This window comes from Streptomyces lacaronensis (assembly GCF_047337785.1).
GTDB classification, from domain to species: domain Bacteria; phylum Actinomycetota; class Actinomycetes; order Streptomycetales; family Streptomycetaceae; genus Streptomyces; species Streptomyces lycopersici.
This window is the reverse complement of record NZ_JBLHDK010000003.1, coordinates 2,998,360-3,019,186: the sequence shown is the minus strand read 5'-3', so window position 1 is coordinate 3,019,186 and position 20,827 is coordinate 2,998,360. Positions and strand designations below refer to the sequence as shown.

Genomic DNA, 20,827 nt, shown 5'->3' with positions numbered 1-20,827 from the left:
ACCCGACGTCACCGGGTCGTCAGGAACTCCCGGCCGCCGCGAAGGGGACCTGGGCGGTGGACTGTTCGGGGGCGGTGGGCTGGAAGGGGTGGGACCACAGGCCCTGCTTGCGCAGCTCGGGCAGGACGCCCTCGCCGAACCAGTACGCCTCCTCCAGGTGCGGATAGCCGGACAGGATGAACTCGTCGATGCCGAGTCGGTGGTACTCGGCGATCCGCTCGGCCACCTCGGCGTGGCTGCCCACCAGCGCCGTGCCCGCGCCGCCGCGCACCAGGCCGACACCGGCCCAGAGGTTGGGGTAGATCTCGAGGTTGTCCAGGCTGCCGCCGTGCAGGGCGAGCATGCGCTGCTGGCCCTCGGACTCGCTGCGGCCGAGGCCGTTCTGGATGGAGCGCACGGTCTCCGGGTCGAAGCCGTCGAGCAGCCGGCGCGCCTCGGCCCACGCCTGCTCGGCGGTGTCGCGGGTGATGACGTGCAGCCGGATGCCGAAGCGGATCGTACGGCCCCGCTCGGCGGCGAGGGAGCGGATCCAGGCGATCTTCCGGGCCACCTGGGCGGGCGGCTCGCCCCAGGTGAGGTAGACATCGCAGTGGCGGGCGGCGACCTGACCGGCGGCGGGCGAGGAGCCGCCGAAGTAGACCTGGGGGATCGGGTCGGGGAGCCGGGCCAGTTTGGCGCCCTCGACATGGAGGTGTTCCCCGGCGAGATCGACGGTCTTGCCGTCCCACAGGTCGCGGACGATGCCCAGGAACTCGCCGGTGCGGGCGTAGCGGGCCTCCTTGTCGAGGAAGTCGCCGTAGCCGCGCTGCTCCTGGCTCTCGCCGCCGGTGACCACGTTGAGCATCAGCCGTCCGCCGGTCTGCCGCTGGTAGGTGGAGGCCATCTGGGCGGCGAAGGTGGGCGAGAGGAAGCCGGGGCGGAAGGCCACCAGGAACTTCAGCCGCTCGGTGTGCTGGCTGACCATCGCGGTGGTCAGCCAGGCGTCCTCGCACCAGGCACCGGTCGGGGTGAGCGCACCGGCGAAGCCGAGGTGTTCGGCGGCGCGGGCGATCTGCGCGAGATAGCCGACGGACGGCGGACGATCCCCTCCGGCCGAGGTGACGGGGGTGCCATGGCCACCGCCGACGACATGGCGGCTGTCGCCGTTGGTGGGCAGGAACCAGTGGAAGGTGAGGGACATGGTGCGGCTCCGTTCAGGGAGGCGGGTGGGGGACTAGAGGAGGCCGTGGCGGGGTGGCTTCGTGCCGTTGAGCACATAGCGGCCGATGTGCTGGTCCTTCCAGCGGGCCGGGTCGTGCAGGGGTAGTGCTTGACACCGGTCAGGGTGTGCGAGCCGTCGGCGGCCGCGAGCAGCCGGAACACCTCGGCGAGGGCCACGGCCACCTTCAGCGCCTCGGTGTCATCGGCGATGACATGGGCGGACTCGGGCGGGGACGACACGGTCAGCTCGCCGCGGCCAGCACGGTGGGGTGGCCGAGCGCCGCCGAGAACTGGTCGACCACCTGCTCCAGCGCCTCGGCCGCCCCGGCGGCCACGCTCACCCCGCCGTCCGGCTCCACCGTGATGTCCTTGTCCAGGGTGAACCAGCCCTGCACGATATGGGCCGCCCCCATGGAGGACAGCACCGGCCGCAGCGCGTAGTCGATGGCCAGGACGTGGGCGGTGGTGCCACCGGTGGCCAGCGGCAGCACGGTCTTGCCCGCGAGCGCGTACTGCGGCAGCAGGTCCAGCAGGGACTTCAGCAGCCCGGAGTAGGCGGCCTTGTAGACCGGCGTCCCCACCACGAGCCCGTCCGCCTGCTCGACCAGCGCCTTGGCCCGGACGATGGCCGGGTGCGAGAAGTCCGCGCCGAGCAGCGCGGCGGCGGGCAGGGCGCGGACGTCGAGCGGGACCACATGATGGCCCTGGGCGGTCAGCCGGGCGTCCAGACGGCGCAGCAGCCGGGCGGTGCGGGAGGTGGCGGAGGGGGAGCCGGAGAGGGACAGGACGGTGGCCATGAGCAACCCTTCGTGGTGCGGTCGGAGCGGTGGGGTCAGGAGCCGGTGGGAGCGGTGGCGACACCGGTGGGAACGGTGGAGGTCGGATGAGCGCGGGCACCGGCTCCGGCGGCTCCGCCTCGAGCTCGCGGACCAGCGGCAGAGAGGCGTTGAGGGCGAAGCCGGGCGCCGGGCGGCCGGCGGTGGCGGCGGAGGCGCGGACGTCCCCGATCTGCTCGGTGGCCACCGCTGACATCGGTCGCCGCCCAAGTCGCCGCCCAATAGGCGAAACGGAGAGGTTCTGCGGGCATGGGGGAACTCCCGGTGGAGCAATTGCGGGCATGGGGAATCGGCGCCCCGGCGGCGAATGGAATTCACCGTGGCAGGGGCGCGGAAAGACCGGGAGCGCTAAAGGGCGCCGAAGGCGGGGCGGCGCGGCCGCGATTCCTCGGTGGCGGCGGCTAAAAGCCTTTCCCGATCATGGGAGGCGACGGGGAGCGCAGCGGGCGTGATCCCTCAGGGCTCGCTCAGACCCGTACGGCGGGTCAGGCCGGACAGCAACAGGACGCGCTGGAGACACGCGCGAGGTCGACATGGCGTCGCCGCGTGAGGTCCTGTCGCTTCATGTCACCGATCCAACCAGGGGGAAGTCCTGCCGGTCAAGAAGGCCCGGGTGCCATTCCATATCCCGGACGCGCGGGCCGGGCCGCGGAATTCCGCGATGCCCGCTTCGAGATTACCCGGGAGGCGGGCCGGGGAGTGAGTCGGTATTCATGAGACCGTGATAGGGATCCCCTTGAAGCGGGCGGGCCCGCGCGGGCAGGGTGCGGAGTGTGCGAATTGAACAGCTGGAATACATCGCCGCCGTCACCCGCCTCGGATCGCTCCGCCGCGCCGCCGAGGAACTGCATCTGTCCCAGCCGGCGCTCAGCGAGACCGTGCGCAATCTCGAACGCGAACTCGGCGTGGATCTGCTGGAGCGCAAGCGCTCCGGCGCGACGATCAGCGCCGAGGGAAGGGAGCTGCTGCCGCATATCGCCGGCGTCATCGAGGCCGTCGACCGGCTGCGCGGCGCCGCCGGTGACCAGCACCGCGTCAGCCGGATGATCCGGCTGGGCACGGTCAACACCGCGACCGTCCCGCTGCTGATCCCGGCCGTCCGGGAGTTCCGCGCCACCCACCCGGTGACCCAGGTCGAGGTGGTGGGCGCGCAGCAGGCCGAGATCCACCGGGCGCTGCTGGAGGGGAGTTTCGACCTGGGCCTGGTCAACTGCCTCCAGGGGGACGACGTCCCGCCCACCCTGGAGAGCGCCGAGCTGCTGCGCGGTCGCCCGGTGGTCTGTCTGCGCCCGGACAGTCCGCTGGCCGCCCGGCCGACGGTGAGCGCGGCGGATCTGCTGGACGGGCGGGAGCCGTTGATCGTGATGCGCTCCGGCTATCTGATGCACCGCTTCATCCACCGGCTGCTCGCCGGGCGCACCCCGTCCTTCTCGTACTCCACCGACGGGGCCGAGATGGGCAAGCTGATGGTGGCCGAGGGGCTCGGCGTCACCGTGCTCCCCGACTTCAGTGTCATCGGCGACCCCCTGGAGCGCGGGGGCGCGATCACCCACCGGCCGCTCGCGGACGGCGAGGCCACCGAAGTGCTGCTGATGATCCAGCGCCGCCGCTCGGGCTCGGTGCCGCGCGCCGTACGCGATCTGCACGAGCTCTTCGTACGGCGCGCGGACAGCCCCGGAACGCCCCGGGCTTCCCGGGGGCTATAGCTCCCTGAGCGCGGGCAGCAGCTGCTTCTCGGCCCAGTCCAGGAACGGCCGCTGATGGTCGCCGCCGATCTGGACGAGCGCCACATCCGTGAAGCCCGCGTCCACGAAGGGCCGGATCAGCTCCGTGAACTCCTCGACGTCATCGCCGCACGGAATGGACGCGGCCACGTCCTCGGGCCGGACGAACTGGGTGGCACCCGCGAAGGCGGCGGGCCCCGGCAGCTCCGAGTTGACCTTCCAGCCGCCCCCGAACCAGCGGAACTGGTCATGGGCGCGGGCGATCGCCGCGTCCCGGTCGGGGTCGTAACAGACCGGGATCTGCCCGATCCGTGGCTTCCCGCCGCCGCCGTTCGCCTCGAAGTCCGCCAGCAGCTCGGACTTGGGCTCCACGGCGATCAGGATGTCGGCCAGCCGCCCGGCCAGCCGGCAGGACTGCGGCCCGGAGACGGCCACGCCGATGGGCGGCGGCTGGTCCGGCAGGTCCCACAGCTTCGCCGAGTCGACGTCGTAGTGGGTGCCGTGGTGGGTGACATGGTCACCGCCGAACAGCGCCCGGATGATCTCGATCGCCTCTTCCAGCATCTCGTGCCGCACATCCGCCGACGGCCAGCCCTGCCCGACCACATGCTCGTTCAGGTTCTCGCCGGACCCGAGGCCCAGCCGGAACCGTCCCTCGGACAGCAGCTGGAGCGTCGCCGCCTTCTGTGCCACCACCGCCGGGTGATAGCGCACGGTGGGGCAGGTGACATACGTGGTCAGCGGGATCGAGGAGGTGGCCTGCGCGGCGGCCCCCAGCACGCTCCAGGCGTACGGGGCGTGCCCCTGGGAGTCCAGCCACGGGAAGTAGTGGTCGGAGGTCACCGAGAAGTCGAACCCGACCTGCTCGGCCCGGACCACGTCGTCGACGAGCTGACGTGGCCCGGCCTGCTCGGTCATCATCGTGTATCCCCATCGAACCATGGCTCCCGAGTACCGTGCCCCGCGCCGCCCAAACGGGACAAACGGCTGGTCACCGTGGGTCGTGGCGGCTCACGGGCGGTAGACCCCGGGAGCGGTCAGGGCATAGGGCCGCCGTCGTTCTCCTCCTGGTGGTCGGCCCAGCGGTAGCTCTCCGGGAGCAGATCGGCGACGGGCACGGCGCGCAGCCGCTCACCCGCCCCGACGATGACGCGGATGTCCGGGAAATAGTCGAGCATCATCTGGCGGCACCGGCCGCAGGGAGGGATCACCCCGCGGCCGCGGTCGCCCACGGCGACCATGGTCACCAGGTCGTACGCGCCCTGGGCGGCCGCCGCGCCGATGGCGACGAGTTCGGCGCAGGGGCCGCCGGTGAAGTGGTAGGCGTTCATCGCGGTGACGATCCGCCCGTCACGGTCGCGGGCCGCCGCCGCCACGGTGTGGTTGTCACCCCGGCTGCGGGCGGCCGCCACCTGGGTCGCGGCCTGGACGAGGTCATGGTCGAGTTCATGGTCGGCGGAATGAGACGTGGTCATGTCCGGAGCTTGGCAGAGATGACCGGGGTCAGGCGGTCGGCGATGGTGCGGTGGCCCTTGTCATTGGGGTGGACCGAGTCCGAGAGGTCGTCGGCGGCGAGCCAGCCGGTGGTGTCGACGTAGGAGGCCCTGGCATCGCCGGAAGCGGTCACGGCGGTCTTGGTCTCGGTGCCGAACCGGCCGCTGAAGGTGCGCAGCGCGAAGATCCACGCGTTCGGATAGGCGGTGCGTACCTTGCGCAGCAGGCTCGCGTAGGACGCCTGGAACTGCGCCGGGGTCACACCCCGGCCCACGTCGTTGGTGCCGAGGTTGATGACCACCGCGCTCGCCTGGTAGCGGGTGAAGTCCCAGTCGGGCGTGGCGGCGTTCGGGTTGAGCTTGGTGAACTGCTGCTCCAGGCTCATCCGGTCGTCCGCCGTGTCGACCAGGGCCGCGCCGCCCTGGGCGATCTGGGTGTGGTCGGCGCCGAGCCGTTCGCCGATGAGCCAGCCGTAGGCGGTGCGGGCGTTCTGCGAGGTGGTGGTGCCGACAGTGATCGAGTCGCCGACGAATTCGATCAGGTTCTTGGGGGTGGGCGGGGTGAAGGTGGTGGCGCCGCTGTCCAGGGTCAGACCCTGGAAGACCGCGTCACCGTGGTAGGAGCCCGCGACCACCTGGTAGTTGACCTGGAGGGTGTGGTTTCCGGCGGTGAGCGGGGCCGGGGTGAGGTTCACCGTGCCCTTGGCCTCGTCGTAGAAGGTGGCGGGGCCGCCGTCGATGCTGGCCCACAGGTCGATCGCGTCGCGTTGCTTCAGCTTGACGGTGCGGCCGGTGAAGCCGGTGCGGAAGTACGCGCCCGCCCAGTAGGGGGTGTACGCGGTGGCCGAGGTCTTGGTGTCCCAGCGGCCGGTGAACCGGATGTTCGGGTCACCCGGCTGACCGGGCGCGGCGGCATCGAGGGGCGCGGAGCCGGGGGCGGTTCCGAGTTTCGCGGCGATGATCGGGGCCAGGCGGTCGGCGAACTTGGTGTGCCCCGCCTCGTTGGGATGGCCGTTCCCGTCCTCGTAGTCCGTGCCGTCCGTGAGCCAGCCGGTGGTGTCGACATAGCTCACCTTGGCGTCACCGGCCGCGTTGCGCGCGCTCACGGCCGCCTTGGTCTCCGGCACATAGCGCTTCTTGAGGGTCTGGACGGCGAAGAGCGCCGCGTTCGGGTATTTCGCGCGGATGTCGCGGAGGAGGCCGGTGTACGCGGACTGGAACTCAGGCCCCGTGACGCCGTGTCCGATGTCATTGGTGCCCAGGTTGATGACCACCGCACTGGCCCGGTAGCGGGAGAAGTCCCAGTTCTGGTCGCCGGTCGAGGCCGTCTTGAAGAACTGGGAGGCCAGCCCTACGCAGCCGTCCTTGCCGACCAGGCAGTAGCCCGAGCGGGCGATCTGGGTGTGGAGCATGCCCAGCCGCTCGCCGGTCTTCCAGCCGTACGAGTCCAGCGCGAGCCGGTCGGTGAGGGCGCCCGCGGTGATGGAGTCGCCCACGAACTCGATGAGCCCGGACGGGACGCGCGGGGCGACCGTGCCCGCGCCCGCGTCCAGGACCAGGCCCTGGAAGACGGTGTCGCCGGAGCGGTAGGAGACACGGAGGGTGTGGGTGCCCTGGGGGAGCGGCTGGGGGGTGAGGGTGACGGCGCCCTTGACGCCCGCGTAGAAGACATCGGGGCCGCCGTCGACGCTCGCGTAGAAGTTCACCGCCTCCCGGGCCCTGACCTTCACGGTGGTGCCGGTGAACGCCGTCTGGAGGTAGCCGCCGGTCCAGTTGGGGACGGCGGCGGTGGTGGAACCGAGGTCCCAGCGGCCGGTGTAGACGATGTTGGGGTCGGTCACCGAGCCGTTCCCCAGGGCCGCCGCCCGTGCGGTGGAGGTGATGCCGAGGCTCAGCCCCAGCGCGCAGAGCGACGCGGTCATGACAAGAATAAAGAGTCTGCGTAAGGAGCGCGGGATCGGTCTCATGGGGTCCTCTCGGGGGAGGGGTGGATGCCTGGGGCGTCTGGGAGCGCTCCCAAGCGTCGTGGCCCCACGATGGAAGCCTTGAATCGGTTCAACGTCAAGGTGTGCGGCGACAGTTACGATGTGAGCCATGGCGGAAACCGGTGGGGTGCGCGAAGTGAAGTCCGCGGGCCGCACCGTGGAACTGCTGGAGCTGCTCGCCGCGCGCGGCGACCAGCCGGCCCGGCTGCGCGAGCTCGCCGAGGAGCTCGGCGTCCCGCGCAGCAGTATGTACGCCCTCCTCAAGACCCTGATCGACCGCGGCTGGGTGCGCACCGACGTCACCGGCTCGCTGTACGGCATCGGCATCCGCGCGCTGCTCACCGGCACCAGCTATCTGGACAGCGATCCACGGGTGCGGGCGGCGCGGCCGTATCTGGACGAGGCGTCCGACGCGCTGGGCGAGACCATTCACTTCGCCCGGCTGGACGGCGGCGATGTCGTCTACCTCGCCACGCGGGAGTCGCATGAGTACCTGCGCCCCTTCAGCCGCGTCGGACGGCGGCTGCCGGCCCATGTGGGGGCCCTGGGGAAAGCGCTGCTCGCCGAGCGGATCGACGGTGAACTCCCCGTGATGAGCGAGGAGTTGGAGCAGGCGACGCCCAACACCCACCGCACCCGGACCTCGCTCCTGGCCGATCTGAAGCGGGTGCGGGAGCGGGGCCACGCCATCGACCGGGAGGAGGGGGTCCTGGGCATCGTGGGCTTCGGTCTCGCCCTGCGGTACGACGTCCCGGCGGTGGACGCGATCAGCTGCTCGGTGCCGACGGCCCGGCTGACGGAGGGGCGGGAGGAGCGGATCGTCGCGGTGATGCGGGAGATCCGGGCGAAGATCGAGGCGGTGGTGCCGAGGGGGACCGGCACGGGACCGCAGTGGCGCCCGTAGGCCCGGTTCCGCGTGGCGTCAGGCCCTCTTCCGTTCCGCACAGCGTCAGGCCCATCCCCGGTGGGCGGCGCGGACGCCCGCCTGGAAGCGCCCTGCGGCGGTCAGGCGGAGCTGGAGGTCACTGACGCGGCGGCGCAGCGTACGCAGGCTGATGCCGAGGTGGCGGGCGATCGCCTCGTCCTTCATGCCCACCGCCAGCAGGCCGATCAGCCGGCGGTCCGCCGCGGTGAGCTTCTCGTCACCGTCGTCCGGCGTACCGCTCAGCGGGGTCCCCTGCTCCCAGAAGGTCTCGAAGAGGGTCCGGAGCGCGTCGGTGAGGGCGGAGTGCCGCACGATCACCGCGGAGTATCCCGGCCCGACGTCCGCGCTGGTCAGTGGCAGCATCGCGGTACGGCCGTCGACCACCAGCAGCTTCATGGGCACGGTCGGCAGCACCCGCGCCTGTTCGCCGAGCGCCACCATCCCCTCCGCGTAGGCCAGTAGTTCGGGGGACTCCAGCGAGGTGACGGAGTACAGCGTGCGGTAGGTGACACCGCGCCGCAGCACCTCGTTCTGGAGGTCCAGCTGGGGGGTGAGCGGGGCGAGGTAGGGCGGGGAGTCGAAGAGGCAGATCTCGTGTTCGGCGCGAGCGTACAGCTCCTCCAGCCGGGCGGCGTTGGCGCTCTCCCCGCATACGACCTCGACGAGCGAGGACGGCTCGGCGCGCAGCAGCCCGGCGGCGTAGATCTTGGCCATGTCGTCGGCGGTCGCGGCGAGCAGATCGGATTCGCTCTCGCGCCTGCGGATGAGGGCCCGTACGGCGATACGGGGGTCGACGGGCCGCAGTCCCCCGGTGGAGTCGGGGGCCTGGATCAGGCCGAGGCGGAGCAGCCGGGCGCAGGCGCGGCGGACGCGCGGCGGGGAGGCGCCGAGCAGCCGTGACCAGCCGGTGACGCCCGCTTCGGGATCGTGGAGGATGGCGTGGTACAGCGCCTCGTCGAAGTCGGAGACCCCTGCCACGGCCCAGGGACTCGGGCTCGTGACAGGGGACCCGTCGGACGCTGATATGGATGCTCTGCTGTCCACTGGCGGCGACTCCAGCGCGTCGAGGCAACGATGCGATCAACGGCACGCTAGACGTTGTTTGTTACCGCCGAAGGAAGGCTTTCGGCCTACTTCAGGCCATATGCGCGAATGACCGTTTGATCGATTCGATTGCCGTCGGCGTCGGCGGCCCGGACGCGCAGGCTGACGAAACCGTTGGTGGCGCCGAGCGGGGGATGGCCGACCGTGGCCTCGTAGCCCGTGCCGGAGCGGGTGAGCTTGACCTTCTTCCAGGTCCTGCCGTCGTCGTAGGACGCCCATGCCATCGCACCGGTGAGCTTCGCGGCGTCAGCGCCCTCCTGGTGGCGAGGGGCCACGCCGAAGCCGAACTTTCGCCCCGCCTTGGCCCGGTCGAGCAGGTCCACGCCGAGGTCGTAGTCGATGGAGAGCAGGGGGAGGGCCGTCGCCTGGGCGGTGTGCGCGGAGGTGAAGTCCCATCGCGTGGTGGTCCTGGTCGAGTACGCCGCCCAGTCGGCTTTCCGCTGAGCGTCGATCGTCAGCTGGTACGCGGCCTTCTCGGCGGGCACCTGGAAGGTGCCGGAGCCGTACGGGGCCTCGCCGACCGGCCTGCCGTCCGCGTACAGGCTCGTCCTCACCGTGTCGAACCCCTGGGCGACCCCGCCCGAGGAGCCGTAGTGGCCGGGGCCGGAGTCGGCGAACTCCGGGATGGCGAGGGTGAGTTCATCACCCTCCCGCTGCGAGACGCCGAACTCGGCGGCCGTCGTCGGACGGATCACGGGCGACAGCCAGTCCACCGTCTGTTTCGTTCCGGGCCGATACGTCACCAGTGGCGACCACTGCCGTCCGCCGCCGCTGTCGTAGTCCTGCATGACCGTGCGCCAGACGCGGGTGCCGGGGTCGGCGGTGTAGTACTCGGTGCGCTGGGTGCCGAGGGGGACGTCGAACGGCTGCTCGATGGAGTAGAGCTCGTGCGGGCGGAAGGTGTGGGTGGCCTCGGCGCCGATCCGCCCCTGCGCTGTGCCGTGGTAGCGGGCTGTCACCTTGGTGGTGTTGCTGCTGTCGATGGGGTACGTGAGGTCGTCGCCGATGCCGCCGGATTCCGGCAGGACCAGGTTGTACGCATAAGGGCTGTCCGCCGTGCCGCCGAGCTCCACGGTCACCTTGCTCTGCCCCCGGCCCCCCGTGGTGAGCAGCGACAGCAGCTTGTCGCCCTCCTCCCCGGGCACGGACATGACCGGGATCGTGGCGCTGTCGACCGCGGTGAGCCAGAAGCCGCGCGTCGTCTTGCGGTACACGATGACGTAGGCCGCACCCGCCTTGGTGGCGTTGACGACGGCGTCGTTCGGCCATCCGTCGGGCTCCAGGCCCACCAGCACGGCCTTGCCCTTCACGTCCAGGCCCTCGAAGTCCGCGGGCGTGCCGCCCCCGGCGGACACCAGCTCCACCGTGCGCCTGCCGGTGATCTTGACAGGCCGGCCGGTGTACGTATTCGCGTAGGTCGGGGTCAGCGTCACCCGCTCGGGGCTGGTGACGCTCGCGGTCAGCTCCGTCTTCTCCAACCGCCACTTGCTGTAGAACTCCAGGGTGCCGTCGGTGACCTTCTCGGTCGGCGCGGCGTAGATGTGCTTCTTCCACTTGCCCATGCTGTAGGTCAGGCCGAAGCTGTTACCCTCCTTGTCCTCCCGGACCCAGGATGTCGTCACACCTTGGGGCTCGGTGTCCTTCTCCTTGACCTGTGGCTTGATCTCGACGGCCTTGCGCGCGTCGAGAGTGATCGAGGTGTCGTCCTTGACCTCGATCTCGGGGTCGCCGACGATGCTCGTCCCGATCTCCATCCGACCGCTGTCGTACATCGGGATCCAGGTGGCGAGCGAGTAGGTGCCGGCCGGCAGCTGGAAGGTGTCGGAGCTCGAGAGGAAGCCGTATTGGTTCTGCGTCGAGTCGCCGAGCTGCTGGAGGGTGAACATGGCCGGAGCCGGCTTTCCCTCGCGGTCCAGCAGATTGACGTTGAGGTTGTACAGCTTCTCCCCCTTCTCGTAGCCGACGGCCGTGGTCACCTTGACCGCGCCGCCCGCGCCGTCGTCACCGGTCGCCGTGATGAACCCGGTGTGGCGGCCCTTCTCCGCCTTGGCCGGGGCGACGGTGACCGGGACCTTCACGGCGCCCTTCGCGGGCACGGTCACGGTGTCGGCGCCGAGCGACAGGGAATCGCCGTCGACCGAGGACACCAGCTTCAGCGTCACCGGCTTCGCGGTGTCGTTGGTGTACCTGATGGTCCTGGCGTCGGCCTTGTCGGCGTCGTACGCGTACTGGCCGTAGCTGAGGGCCGGGGTGCCGAAGACGCCCTGGGTGGCCGCGCGCGGTACGTCGACCCGGCCGTCGCCCTGCGTGAAGGGACCGTCCTTCGCGCTGGTCTTGGCGGTGCTGGCCAGAGCCTCCTTGAGCTGTGAACCCGTCCAGTCGGGGTGCGCCTCCGCGACGATCGCCGCCGCGCCCGCGACATGCGGCGTCGCCATGGAGGTGCCGCTCGCCGTGGTGTACAGGTCGTCGACGGGCGTGCCCATGGAGGTCCCGGCCGCACGGGCCGCCGTGATGTCCACTCCGGGGGCGGTGATCTCGGGCTTGATCGCGTAGTCCCCGGGGCGCGGTCCACGGCTGGAGAAGGTGGCCCACTTGTCGGACTTGTCGACGGCGCCGACGGTGAGGGCCGAGTCGGCGATGCCTGGGGTCCCCACGGTCCCTTCGAACGGTCCGGAGTTGCCCGCCGCGATCACGAACAGCGCCCCGGAGGACGCTGACAGCTGGTCGACCGCCTCGCTCAGCGGGTCCGAGGGGCCGGACGCCGGGCCGCCGAACGACATGGAGACGACCTTGGCACCGGAGGAGGCGGCCCACTCCATGCCCTCGATGATCCACGACGAGTAGCCCTCGCCCGCGTTGTTCAGCACCTTGCCGACCAGCAGCTTCGCGCCCGGTGCCACGCCCTTGTACTTTCCGCCGGATCCGGCGCCGCCGCCCGCGATGGTGTCGGCCACATGGGTACCGTGGCCGTGGCCGTCCGTCACGGTCTGGTCCGGGACGAAGCTCTTGGAGTCGGCGATGGTGTCCTTGACGTCCGGATGCGTGGCGTCGATGCCGGTGTCCAGCACGGCGACCTTCACGCCCTTGCCGTCGTACCCGGCCTTCCACATCTCCGGGGCGCCGATCTGCGGGACGCTGACGTCGAGCGACGCCTTGACCTTCCGGTCCAGCCAGAGCTTCCGTAGCCCCTTGTCATGGCTGATGTCGGCCCAGAAGTCCGCCGCGTCGGCCTTGTCGGCGCTGAGCGCCGCGCCGCCCACGCTGGCGAGGGTGAGTGTCCTGTGCGCGCCCTCGGGGGTCGGATGCGCGCCCTTGGTGCGATAGGTGGTGATGACCGGGAGCGAACGGGTCTTCTTGTCGTCGTAGCCCTGCTTGACCAGTTGGGTGATGTTGAACAGGTCCGCGTCGAGCTTGTTCGCGGAGAGCAGCCGGAGTGCGTCGACCGGGACGACGCTGATCTCCTTGTCCTTCTGGGCGGTCACGAAATCCACCGACTCGCGGCCTGTGCCTCGCTCCACCTCCACGGCGTACTGTCCGTCGGCACCCGCGGTGAGGGTGACCGTGTCACCGGTGATCAGGGTGACCGTGTGCTGTTGTGTGACGGCTGGTGGGGTCTTCGCGGACTGGGACGGCTGCCCGCTCGCCGTGGGGGCGGCCAGTGTGCCGAGCACACCGGCGACGCCCACCGTGGCCAAGAGGCGACGCGATCTTCGCATCGGTTGGCTTCCTCCCTCATCGCATCCGACTCTCCCGTCGGAAAGGTGCGATCAGAGTGGTCGCCGGGGACGCATGTGCTCAAGTGAACCCCGTGGCCGGGGCGTGCCAGTGCACGCATCGGCCACAGGAGTGACGGAGCGTCAGTCGCGTGGCGGGGAGGTCGGGGACGGCGCGCTCGCAGCCCCGTCACCGCCTTGACCCTCAGCTCCTGACCCAGCGGGGCGCCCGGGTCGTCGGGCGCGCCCATCCGCACCGTGCACGCCGGGTGGTAGACGGTGTTGTGGGTCTCGCGGATGTAGCCGGCCGGCTCGTCGCCGCTGTTCACATCGGGCCCGGGGGCCAGTTCGGCGCCCGCCCACATGGCCAGTGCGGGCCGGGCGGCGGTCCGTCCGGCGCGGTCGCCGTCAATCGAACCAACGCTGGGGGCGGGGCGCGGTGTTGCGCCAGATGTGCTTGAGCTCCTGGTACTCGTGCAGCCCCGACGGGCCCAGCTCCCGGCCGACTCCGGACTGCTTCATCCCGCCCCACTCGGCCTGCGGGACATACGGATGGAAGTCGTTGATCCATACGGTCCCGGCCCGCAGCCGGGACGCCACCCGGTGCGCCTTCTCGGTGTCCTGCGTCCACACCCCGCCCGCCAGGCCGTACACCGTGTCGTTGGCGAGCGCCACCGCCTCGTCCTCGTCCCGGAACCGCTCCACGGTGAGCACCGGGCCGAACGACTCGTCCTGCACCACCGACATGTCCGGGGTGCAGTCGTCCAGCACGGTCGGCAGGTAGTAGAAGCCCCCCGCCAGGTCCGGGTCGTCGGGCGGGGTCCCGCCGCAGCGCAGCACGGCGCCCTCGTCGATCCCCGCCAGCACATAGTCGGTGATCTTCTGGCGGTGCTCGGCGGAGATCAGCGGCCCGGCGCAGGCGTTCTCGTCGAACGGCCCGCCCAGCCGGATGTTCCGGGCCCGATGGACGATCTCGTCGACGAACGCGTCATGCAGCTGCTCCTGGACCAGCAGCCGGGCACCGGCCGAGCAGACCTGCCCGGAGTGCAGGAACACCGCCGTGAGCGCGTAGTCCACGGCGGTGTCGAAATCGCAGTCGGTGAAGACGATATTGGGATTCTTGCCGCCCAGCTCCAGGGCCAGCTTCTTCACCGTGGGCGCGACGGCCGACATGATCCAGCGTCCGGTGACCACTCCGCCGGTGAAGGACACCATGTCCACGCGTTCGTCGGTGACCAGCGGCGCGCCCGCGGTGGCACCCGAGCCGAGGATCAGATTGGCGGCCCCGCCCGGCAGCCCGGCCTCGGTCAGCAGCCGCATCAGATGGATCGCGGTGTGCGGAGTCAGCTCGCTGGGCTTGAGGACGACGGTGTTCCCGGCGGCCAGCGCGGGCGCCACCTTCCAGGCCGTCTGGAGCAGCGGGTAGTTCCACGGCGTGATCAGCACACACACCCCGACCGGTTCGTGCACCACCCTGCTGTCGATCTCCGGACTGCCCACCTCCACCACGCGGCCGCCGCTCCCGGAGGAGGCGAGGGTGCCGAAGTAGCGGAAGCAGTTCGCGATGTCGTCGAGGTCGTACTCGCTCTCGACCAGCCGCTTCCCGGTGTCCAGGGACTCGGCCCGGGCGAGCGTCGGCTTCTCGCGCTCCAGCAGCTCGGCCACCCGCAGCAGCAGCCCGCCCCGGTCACCGGCCGGGGTGCCGGGCCACGACCCGCGGTCGAACGCGTCCCGGGCGGCCGCCACCGCCGCGGCGGCGTCCTTCGGCCCCGCCTCGTCGACCACGGCGACCAGCGAACCGTCCGCCGGACAGTGGATCTCGCGGCTGTGTCCGTCGAGGGCGGTCGTCCAGTGGCCGCCGATGAACAGCTCCGGCATGGGTTCCTCCGGGCTCGGACGACAGGGCCGGTCCCGAGTGAATCCATCGACGCACCCGTCCGGCCCACACACCGAGCGTAAGTGGCGCGGGTCACCCTCGCACGGCGTAGCGACGGCCCGAGGGCGGACGCGAGGCGTTGGGGCGACGGGTGTCCCGGGAAAGCTTCTTCCGGCGGGACGTGTGATCGGACGTGTGAGCGGCACAATCCCTGGCATGGTCAACGCGTCCGAAGCCCATGGCGGCCCCGAAGCCCACCGCGGCCCCGAGCCTCCCCGCGCTCCCGAAGCCCTCGGCGCTCCCGAAGCCTTCGGCGGCCCCGGAGCCCACGGCGGCCCCGAATCCCTCGGCGCCCCCGATCCCCGGCGCGCCCTCGTCGACGAGCTGCTCGCCGCCCTCGATCCGCTGCCCTTTCCGCGCCGGATGCGGGAGCTGGCCGGGCGGGCGCGGGCGGCCAGCGCCGAGGGACGGCTGGGCGCGCTGATCGAGGAGTTGGAGCGGCGCGGGACGTACGAGCGGCGGCTGGCGGCCGTGGCCGCGGCCGCCGGCGGGCGCACCGGCCATCTCGCGGCGCGGCTCGCCGACCCGGACCCCGTGGTGCGGCACCGCGCCCTCGACACCGCACGCCGCGGCGGCCCCGGCGCGGTCCCGGACGACGCGCTGGAGGCGGCCTTCGAGGACGCGCCCGCCACCGTACGGCGCGAACTGGCGCGCACCGTCGTGGCCGGGCGGCGCGGCACGCTCGCGGACCGGCTGATCGAACCGTTCCGGGAGCGCTGGGGCGACGGCGAGGCCGCCCGGCTGCTCCCCGGATGCGGCGCCGAGACCGTGGCGCGGCTGCTGCCCGGACTGTTCCACGCCGTCCGCGGCTGGCGGCCCCTCGTCTCCCGGCATCCCCTCGCCGTCCTGGACGAGGCGGCGCGTCAGCTCGCCGCCCTGCCCGCGCCGCTGCGCGCCGACTGGTGGACCCGCTACGCGCCCTGTGTCGCGCTGGCCGCGCCCGTGGAGCCCGAGCGGGTGCTGGAGCTGCTGGAGGACTACGGCGAGGGCCCGCTGCCGACCCCCGTACGGGCCCGGCTGTCCGCGCTGGTGGCCGCCGATCCGAGCCGTACGCTGCGGCTGCTGCTCGCCCCCGAGCACAGCGGCACCCGGCGGCGGCTGGACCGGGCCGTGCTGCGCCGGATCGTCCGCGCCGACCCGCCCGAACTCGCCGAGCTGGGCCGGGCCCTGCGGCACGACGCGGACCCTGACGCCCTCGCCCGGCTGCTGGCCGCGCTGCCGCCCGCCCGCCGCCCCGCGTTCTACGACCGGGCCACCTACGACCAGGCCACCTATGACCAGGCCACCGATGGGCGCGCCGCCGCCCATGCCGTCATCGACCCCGCCGTGCTCGAGATCCTGCCGCGCCCCCGCCGCCAGGCCGAGGCCCGCCGGATGGCCGCCCAGGCGCGCGAGCGCGGCGCGCCCTGGACCACCGTGCTGGAGTCGGTGGCCCATCTGCCGGTCGAGGAGGCGCGCGAGGAGCTGGTGGCCGCCGTGCGCCGCCCCTCGGCCGAGGACCGCGCCCTGGCCCATCCGCTGCTGATCCGGTGCGTCGCCCGCTCCGGCGACCCGGACGCCCTCACCGAGTTGCTGCGCCTGCTGGAGCGGCTGCGCAACGAGCAGGACCCGGTGCGCTCCGCGGCGCTCGGCGCGCTCTCCCGCACCCACCCCGCGCTGTTCACCGACGACGCCGCCGAGCATCTGGACCGGATCGCCGCCGACGCGATCGCCGCCCGCGACTCGTCCTCCGCCACCCGCCAGGCGCTGCGCCACCTGGCCGTGGCGCTGCTGCGCGAACACGCCGTCACCGGGCGGCGGCAGCTGCTGGGCTGGGCGCTGCGCACCCTCACCCGGCTCGCGGGCAGCGTCGGCGCCGCCGACCTGGGCCGCCTCGACCACCAGCTGCGGCGCGGTCAGGAGCAGGCGGTGTTCGAGGCGCTGCGGCCCTGGCTGGAGGCGGGCGCCGAACGGGTCGACCACGAGCTGACCTTCGCCCTCGCCCGCTCCCTCGGGCGGCGCGCCCACACCCTCCCCGAGCTCCAGGAACTCCTGTGGCAGGCCATCTCGTTCGGCAGCGACGCGACGGCCCGCACCGCCATCGGGCTGTGGCTGGAACCACCGGCCGAGCGGGACGCCCGCGTGGCCGAGCTGCTCGCGCACGAGCCCTCGGCGGCCGTGCTGCCGCCCGTCCTGGCCGTGCTGACCCGCCGTCGCACCGATCTGCTCGACCTCGTCCTCGGCGACACCCCGCCGTACGGGCGTTTTCTGACCCCCGGCACCCACTGGACCCCGCCCACCGGGCGGGACACCGGCCGCTGGCTGCCCCGTCAGCAGGCCGCGGCCGCCCGCGTCCTGGACCGGGCCGCCGCCGACGCCTCCCTGCGGCCGGGGCAGCGGGCGGCCGCAGTCGCCGACGCCGCGCCGATCCCCGGCCACGGTGCGGCCACCGTCCGGACCTGGACGGACACCGACGATGTGGCCGTGGCCGAGGCAGCGCTCGCCGCCCTCGCCCGCACCGACCGCCCCGGCGACGCCCTGCCCGCCCTGCTCGCCCACGCGGGCGACGACCGGGCCCGGGTGGCGATGTACGCGGCCACCCGAGCGTCCCGGTACGTCGAGCCATCACGGCTGGGGCGGCTGGTGCGCGGGGTGCTCGCCCCGGACGGGGTCGCCACCGCCGTACCGCCCGTCCCCGCGAAGGTCACCAGCCGTAAGGAGGCCGTCCGGCTCGCCGCCACCCTGCTCCCGGTGGCCGACGCCGCCGCGCTGCTCGCCGACGCCTTCGAACTGCCCGGCCAGCACCCCGATGTGCAGGCCGCCTGTGTCGCCTTCGCCACCGGGCTGCTCGACACCAAACGCGCCTGGGAGCTGCTGACCGCCGCCGCGAGCGGGCGGCGCGAGCTGCGCCACGCCGTGCTGCGCACCCGCCCGTTGGACCTCCTTGAGGCCCATCGCGGCCGCTACGCCCAGCTCATACGTGCCGTCTGCGACACCGACGACCCCGAGGTGGCGGCGGCCGGGTACGGGGCGCTGGCCCGCTGGTCGCCGTGGGCGCCGGACGCGGCGGCCGTCCTGGTGGCCGCCGTCACCGACCTGGGCAACCGGGCGAGCTGGCGGCCCGCCGCCGACGCCCTGCTGGAGCTGATGGCCGCCGCGCCTGACGGGTCGCCCGGTGACAACCCGCTGGCCTGGGCGCTCGCCGCGCTCGCCACCACCGACGCCCGGCCCGGCGGCCCCGACGCCGAACCGGACCGGGACCGCCCCGCCCACCGCCGCATCCGGCACCTCGCCGACCGGCTCGCCACCCGGGCCCGGATGCGGCCCCGGGTGACCCGGCGCACCGCGCGGGCCGCCGGTGAACTCCTCGCCGGATACGAGACGTTCGTCCAGGAGGCCGCCCATGTGCTGGTGAACGCCCTCGACCTGGACGCCCGCCCCGGCCCGCTGGCCGCCACCCTCGCCCGCCTCGCCCGGCTGCACACCACCCGCCCCGCGCTCGCCGTCCGTACCGCCGACGCCCTGCGCCGACGGCTGAACACCGCCACGCGGCCGGGCTCCGACGCGGCCCTGCTGCGCGCCGCGCGGGAGCTCGACGAGGACGGCGGCCACGCCTCCGGGCTGTTCGCCGCGACCCTTACGGAGGTGGCCGGGGCCCGTACGGAATGGGCGGAGCCCTGGCGGGAGCGGCTGCGCACGCTGCGCGGCCATCCGCACGCGGATGTGCGGGACGCGGCGCTGCGGCTGACGACGACGGTGGAGTGAGGGAGGCGGCCGTGTGGCCCGGGGCCCGGGGGCTCCGGGGACCTGGGCGTCAGTCGCTCTCGCGCCAGGTCCCGTCGGTGTAGTCGTAGGCGTAGGCGGGGCGCCCCTTGACGCTGCTGGTGCGGAACGGCGAGCCGTGGTCGTCGATCCGCACCGTCCCGGAACGGCCGCCGCTCGACCAGTCCAGCTCCAGGTACCAGATGCAGTCGCAGCCCGCCGTCCGGGCGTTGACCAGCAGCACTTCGGGGTCCGAGGCTGAGACGCGATACGGGAACTGGACGGCGGGGATCGGCTTGCCCGCGTCATTGCCGTCCGTGGGCCGGGCAAGCGGACGGGCGGCGTCCAGATTCACCGAGAAGGCGCGCGGGGTGAGGGAGCCCCCACAGCCGTTGTCCATGGCGAACGACGACCACGCGAGCGGGGTACGGCGGCCCACGACCCGTACGTGCAGGGCCTGAAGGACTACGGCCGACGAGGCCCGGCCCTGCACCGTGACCTCCACATTGGTGGTCCCGCCGTGCACCGCGTCATGGGCGGCGGCCCACGTCGGGGCGTCCTGCTCGGTGGGCGGCGGGGCGACCTGGGTCGGGGGCCGGTCGATGAGATAGCGGTGGCCGCAGCCGTTCTCCCAGACATGGGAACGGGTGGAGAGGGTGAGCGGGACCTGGGCGGACCCGCCGTGGCCCGTCCCCTTGGTCGCGCCGGGCGTCGGCGAGCCGGAGGCGTCCCCCTTGGCCCTCCGCTCCTTGCCGCGCTCGCCCTTGCCGTCGTCGCCGCGCGGCGCGCCGGACTCCTTGTCGCCGTCCGTCTTCTGACGGTCCAGATGGCCCCGGGCGGTCGGCCCGGCGGGCGGGGTGGAGGTGGGCGCGGCGGAGGGAGGCACGGCAGCGGTGTCCTTACGGCCGTCCTCCCCGGGCGGCCGCACCTCGACCGCCGTAACGGCGAGCACGACAACGGCGGCGGCCCCGGCGAGCAGCGTCCACGGTCGGCGTGCGCGTGAGGCGGCGGCGGTGGCGGTGTCCGCGGCGTTTGCCGCCACGGCCCGCAAACGGGCTCGCGTCTTGGTCGTGGGCGCGCCGGGCGGTTGGGCGCGGGTGTCGTCGGTCCGGGTGTCGTCGGCCCGATCGCCGTTGGCCCGGCCGCCGTTGGCCCGGTTGGTGGTCGGGGACCACTGGCGAGGTGGTCGGGGCTGCCCGGTGGCCGGGGGTCCGGCTTCGCCCGTGGGCGTGCCGGGCGGTTGGGCCTGGGTGCCGTCGGCCCGATCGCCGTCCGCCCGGTCGGTGGCGTCACCGCGCTGGTGTGGGGTTCCGTCCTGGTGCGGGCTGCCGTTCTGGTGTGCGGCCTCGCCCCGCCGCGCGGCGCTACGGCCCTGCGCCGACCGGATCGGGCCGGTTTCGCCTCCGGGTCGGCCCGGTGCGGGGCCCGCGAAGGATGCCTGGTGTGCGGCCGGATGGGCGTCGGATATCGGAGTGGCCGTCGACGCGGCGGCCGGGGTGGCGGCGTCCGGCCGTACATCTCGTCGCCCATCGGCTCCCGCGCGCGGCTGAACGTCGGGTGAGAGGTCACCCGTCTCCGGCCCGGTGCTGCCCTCTCCGGCCGTGCCGGTAGCCGTGGCCGCGTCCGGGTGAGCGCCGGTCACCGGGTCCGGGCCGGGCGCGGCGACGCGCGCCTGACGGCGGTCGGCGGCCGGGGGCGCGGCGGGCGTCGTGGCGGGCCCGGACGCGTCCGACGGGGCGTCGGCGTCTCGTGTGTCGGCCGACTGCCGCGGCTCACCGCCACCGGACCGCGCGTCCGTCCCCCGCGCGGTGCCGGCCGCGGCCGGGCGGTCGGCCGGGTTCTCGCCGTCGCCCGCGGCCGGCCGCGCAGCGCCGTCGCCGCGGCGCGGAGTCGACACGGCGCCCTCGCGTGCGCGGCGCTTCGCGGCGTCCGCGAGGATCCAGCGGCGGTGGAGCGCGACCAGTTCCTCAGGGGTGGCGCCGCACAGCCGGGCGAAGCGCTCGACGGGGGCGTAGTCCGCCGGGACCGCGTCGCCGTTGCAGTAGCGGTGCAGCGTGGACGTGCTGACGTGCAGTCGTGTGGCCAGCGAGCCGTAACTGCGGCCCGAGCGCTCCTTCAGCGCCCGCAGTCTCTCGGCGAAGTCCTCGACCTCTTTGGCGTTCCCCACGCC

At 72.9% G+C, this 20,827-nt stretch carries 12 protein-coding genes and 1 pseudogene; 3 read left to right on the top strand and 10 right to left on the bottom strand.

Features of this window, described 5'->3' with window-relative positions; genetic code table 11:
* Nucleotides 1–19: 19 nt before the first annotated feature.
* Nucleotides 20–1,180 carry an LLM class flavin-dependent oxidoreductase gene (locus ACMTAK_RS12700; protein ID WP_413806315.1) on the bottom strand — a complete coding sequence of 387 codons (1,161 nt, stop codon included), beginning with the start codon at nucleotides 1,178–1,180 and terminating at the stop codon, nucleotides 20–22.
* 262 nt (nucleotides 1,181–1,442) lie between these two features.
* Nucleotides 1,443–1,997 carry an NADPH-dependent FMN reductase gene (gene ssuE / locus ACMTAK_RS12695; protein ID WP_413806314.1) on the bottom strand — a complete coding sequence of 185 codons (555 nt, stop codon included), beginning with the start codon at nucleotides 1,995–1,997 and terminating at the stop codon, nucleotides 1,443–1,445.
* Between the two features lie 812 nt (nucleotides 1,998–2,809).
* On the opposite strand from ssuE, the gene ACMTAK_RS12690 reads away from it, so the two are divergent.
* Nucleotides 2,810–3,742 carry a LysR family transcriptional regulator gene (locus tag ACMTAK_RS12690; RefSeq protein ID WP_413806313.1) on the top strand — a complete coding sequence of 311 codons (933 nt, stop codon included), beginning with the start codon at nucleotides 2,810–2,812 and terminating at the stop codon, nucleotides 3,740–3,742.
* Here the strand turns inward: ACMTAK_RS12690 and ACMTAK_RS12685 are convergent.
* The 3 genes from ACMTAK_RS12685 to ACMTAK_RS12675 form a co-directional block, all read right to left on the bottom strand.
* The gene (locus tag ACMTAK_RS12685) at nucleotides 3,737–4,702 is read right to left on the bottom strand and encodes an LLM class F420-dependent oxidoreductase (RefSeq protein ID WP_413806312.1); all 966 of its coding nucleotides are present in this window, start codon (nucleotides 4,700–4,702) and stop codon (nucleotides 3,737–3,739) included. The genes ACMTAK_RS12690 and ACMTAK_RS12685 overlap by 6 nt on opposite strands.
* A gap of 95 nt (nucleotides 4,703–4,797) precedes the next feature.
* Nucleotides 4,798–5,235, bottom strand: a complete 438-nt coding sequence (locus ACMTAK_RS12680; RefSeq protein ID WP_413806311.1) for a cytidine deaminase family protein — start codon at nucleotides 5,233–5,235, stop codon at nucleotides 4,798–4,800.
* Entirely contained in the window at nucleotides 5,232–7,175 is a 1,944-nt protein-coding gene (locus ACMTAK_RS12675) for a GDSL-type esterase/lipase family protein (protein ID WP_413806310.1), read from the bottom strand. Before ACMTAK_RS12675 ends, ACMTAK_RS12680 begins: the two co-directional genes overlap by 4 nt.
* Before the next feature lie 172 nt (nucleotides 7,176–7,347).
* Here ACMTAK_RS12675 and ACMTAK_RS12670 point away from each other — a divergent pair, with 172 nt between their 5' ends.
* Nucleotides 7,348–8,142, top strand: a complete 795-nt coding sequence (locus ACMTAK_RS12670) for an IclR family transcriptional regulator (RefSeq protein WP_413806309.1) — start codon at nucleotides 7,348–7,350, stop codon at nucleotides 8,140–8,142.
* Between the two features lie 45 nt (nucleotides 8,143–8,187).
* On the opposite strand, the gene ACMTAK_RS12665 is transcribed toward ACMTAK_RS12670, so the two are convergent.
* The 4 genes and pseudogenes from ACMTAK_RS12665 to ACMTAK_RS12650 form a co-directional block, all read right to left on the bottom strand.
* The gene (locus ACMTAK_RS12665) at nucleotides 8,188–9,141 is read right to left on the bottom strand and encodes a helix-turn-helix transcriptional regulator (RefSeq protein WP_413806308.1); all 954 of its coding nucleotides are present in this window, start codon (nucleotides 9,139–9,141) and stop codon (nucleotides 8,188–8,190) included.
* Between the two features lie 152 nt (nucleotides 9,142–9,293).
* Nucleotides 9,294–12,983: a S8 family serine peptidase gene (locus ACMTAK_RS12660; RefSeq protein ID WP_413806307.1), complete on the bottom strand. Its 3,690-nt coding sequence runs from the start codon at nucleotides 12,981–12,983 to the stop codon at nucleotides 9,294–9,296.
* 176 nt (nucleotides 12,984–13,159) lie between these two features.
* Nucleotides 13,160–13,378 (bottom strand): annotated as a pseudogene (locus tag ACMTAK_RS12655) (GMC oxidoreductase); the annotation flags it as partial.
* A 10-nt stretch (nucleotides 13,379–13,388) separates the two neighbouring features.
* A complete protein-coding gene (locus ACMTAK_RS12650; RefSeq protein WP_413806306.1) occupies nucleotides 13,389–14,858 on the bottom strand; it encodes an aldehyde dehydrogenase family protein in 1,470 nt (489 codons plus the stop codon).
* A gap of 214 nt (nucleotides 14,859–15,072) precedes the next feature.
* On the opposite strand from ACMTAK_RS12650, the gene ACMTAK_RS12645 reads away from it, so the two are divergent.
* Nucleotides 15,073–18,660 (top strand): hypothetical protein, encoded by a 3,588-nt coding sequence (locus ACMTAK_RS12645; protein ID WP_413806305.1) that lies wholly within the window; start codon nucleotides 15,073–15,075, stop codon nucleotides 18,658–18,660.
* A gap of 49 nt (nucleotides 18,661–18,709) precedes the next feature.
* Here ACMTAK_RS12645 and ACMTAK_RS12640 read toward each other — a convergent pair whose 3' ends face one another.
* Nucleotides 18,710–20,824, bottom strand: coding sequence for a transcriptional regulator (locus ACMTAK_RS12640; RefSeq protein WP_413806304.1), 2,115 nt, complete (start codon nucleotides 20,822–20,824; stop codon nucleotides 18,710–18,712).
* Between the last annotated feature and the right edge of the window lie 3 nt (nucleotides 20,825–20,827).

Excerpts from the sequence above, each read along its gene's own strand:
- ACMTAK_RS12645 (WP_413806305.1), top strand. The coding sequence starts at position 15,073 with ATGGTCAACGCGTCCGAAGCCCATGGCGGCCCCGAAGCCCACCGCGGC.
- ACMTAK_RS12685 (WP_413806312.1), bottom strand. The coding sequence starts at position 4,702 with ATGGTTCGATGGGGATACACGATGATGACCGAGCAGGCCGGGCCACGT.
- ACMTAK_RS12700 (WP_413806315.1), bottom strand. The coding sequence starts at position 1,180 with ATGTCCCTCACCTTCCACTGGTTCCTGCCCACCAACGGCGACAGCCGC.
- ACMTAK_RS12650 (WP_413806306.1), bottom strand. The coding sequence starts at position 14,858 with ATGCCGGAGCTGTTCATCGGCGGCCACTGGACGACCGCCCTCGACGGA.
- ssuE (WP_413806314.1), bottom strand. The coding sequence starts at position 1,997 with ATGGCCACCGTCCTGTCCCTCTCCGGCTCCCCCTCCGCCACCTCCCGC.
- ACMTAK_RS12680 (WP_413806311.1), bottom strand. The coding sequence starts at position 5,235 with ATGACCACGTCTCATTCCGCCGACCATGAACTCGACCATGACCTCGTC.
- ACMTAK_RS12660 (WP_413806307.1), bottom strand. The coding sequence starts at position 12,983 with ATGCGAAGATCGCGTCGCCTCTTGGCCACGGTGGGCGTCGCCGGTGTG.
- ACMTAK_RS12675 (WP_413806310.1), bottom strand. The coding sequence starts at position 7,175 with ATGACCGCGTCGCTCTGCGCGCTGGGGCTGAGCCTCGGCATCACCTCC.
- ACMTAK_RS12670 (WP_413806309.1), top strand. The coding sequence starts at position 7,348 with ATGGCGGAAACCGGTGGGGTGCGCGAAGTGAAGTCCGCGGGCCGCACC.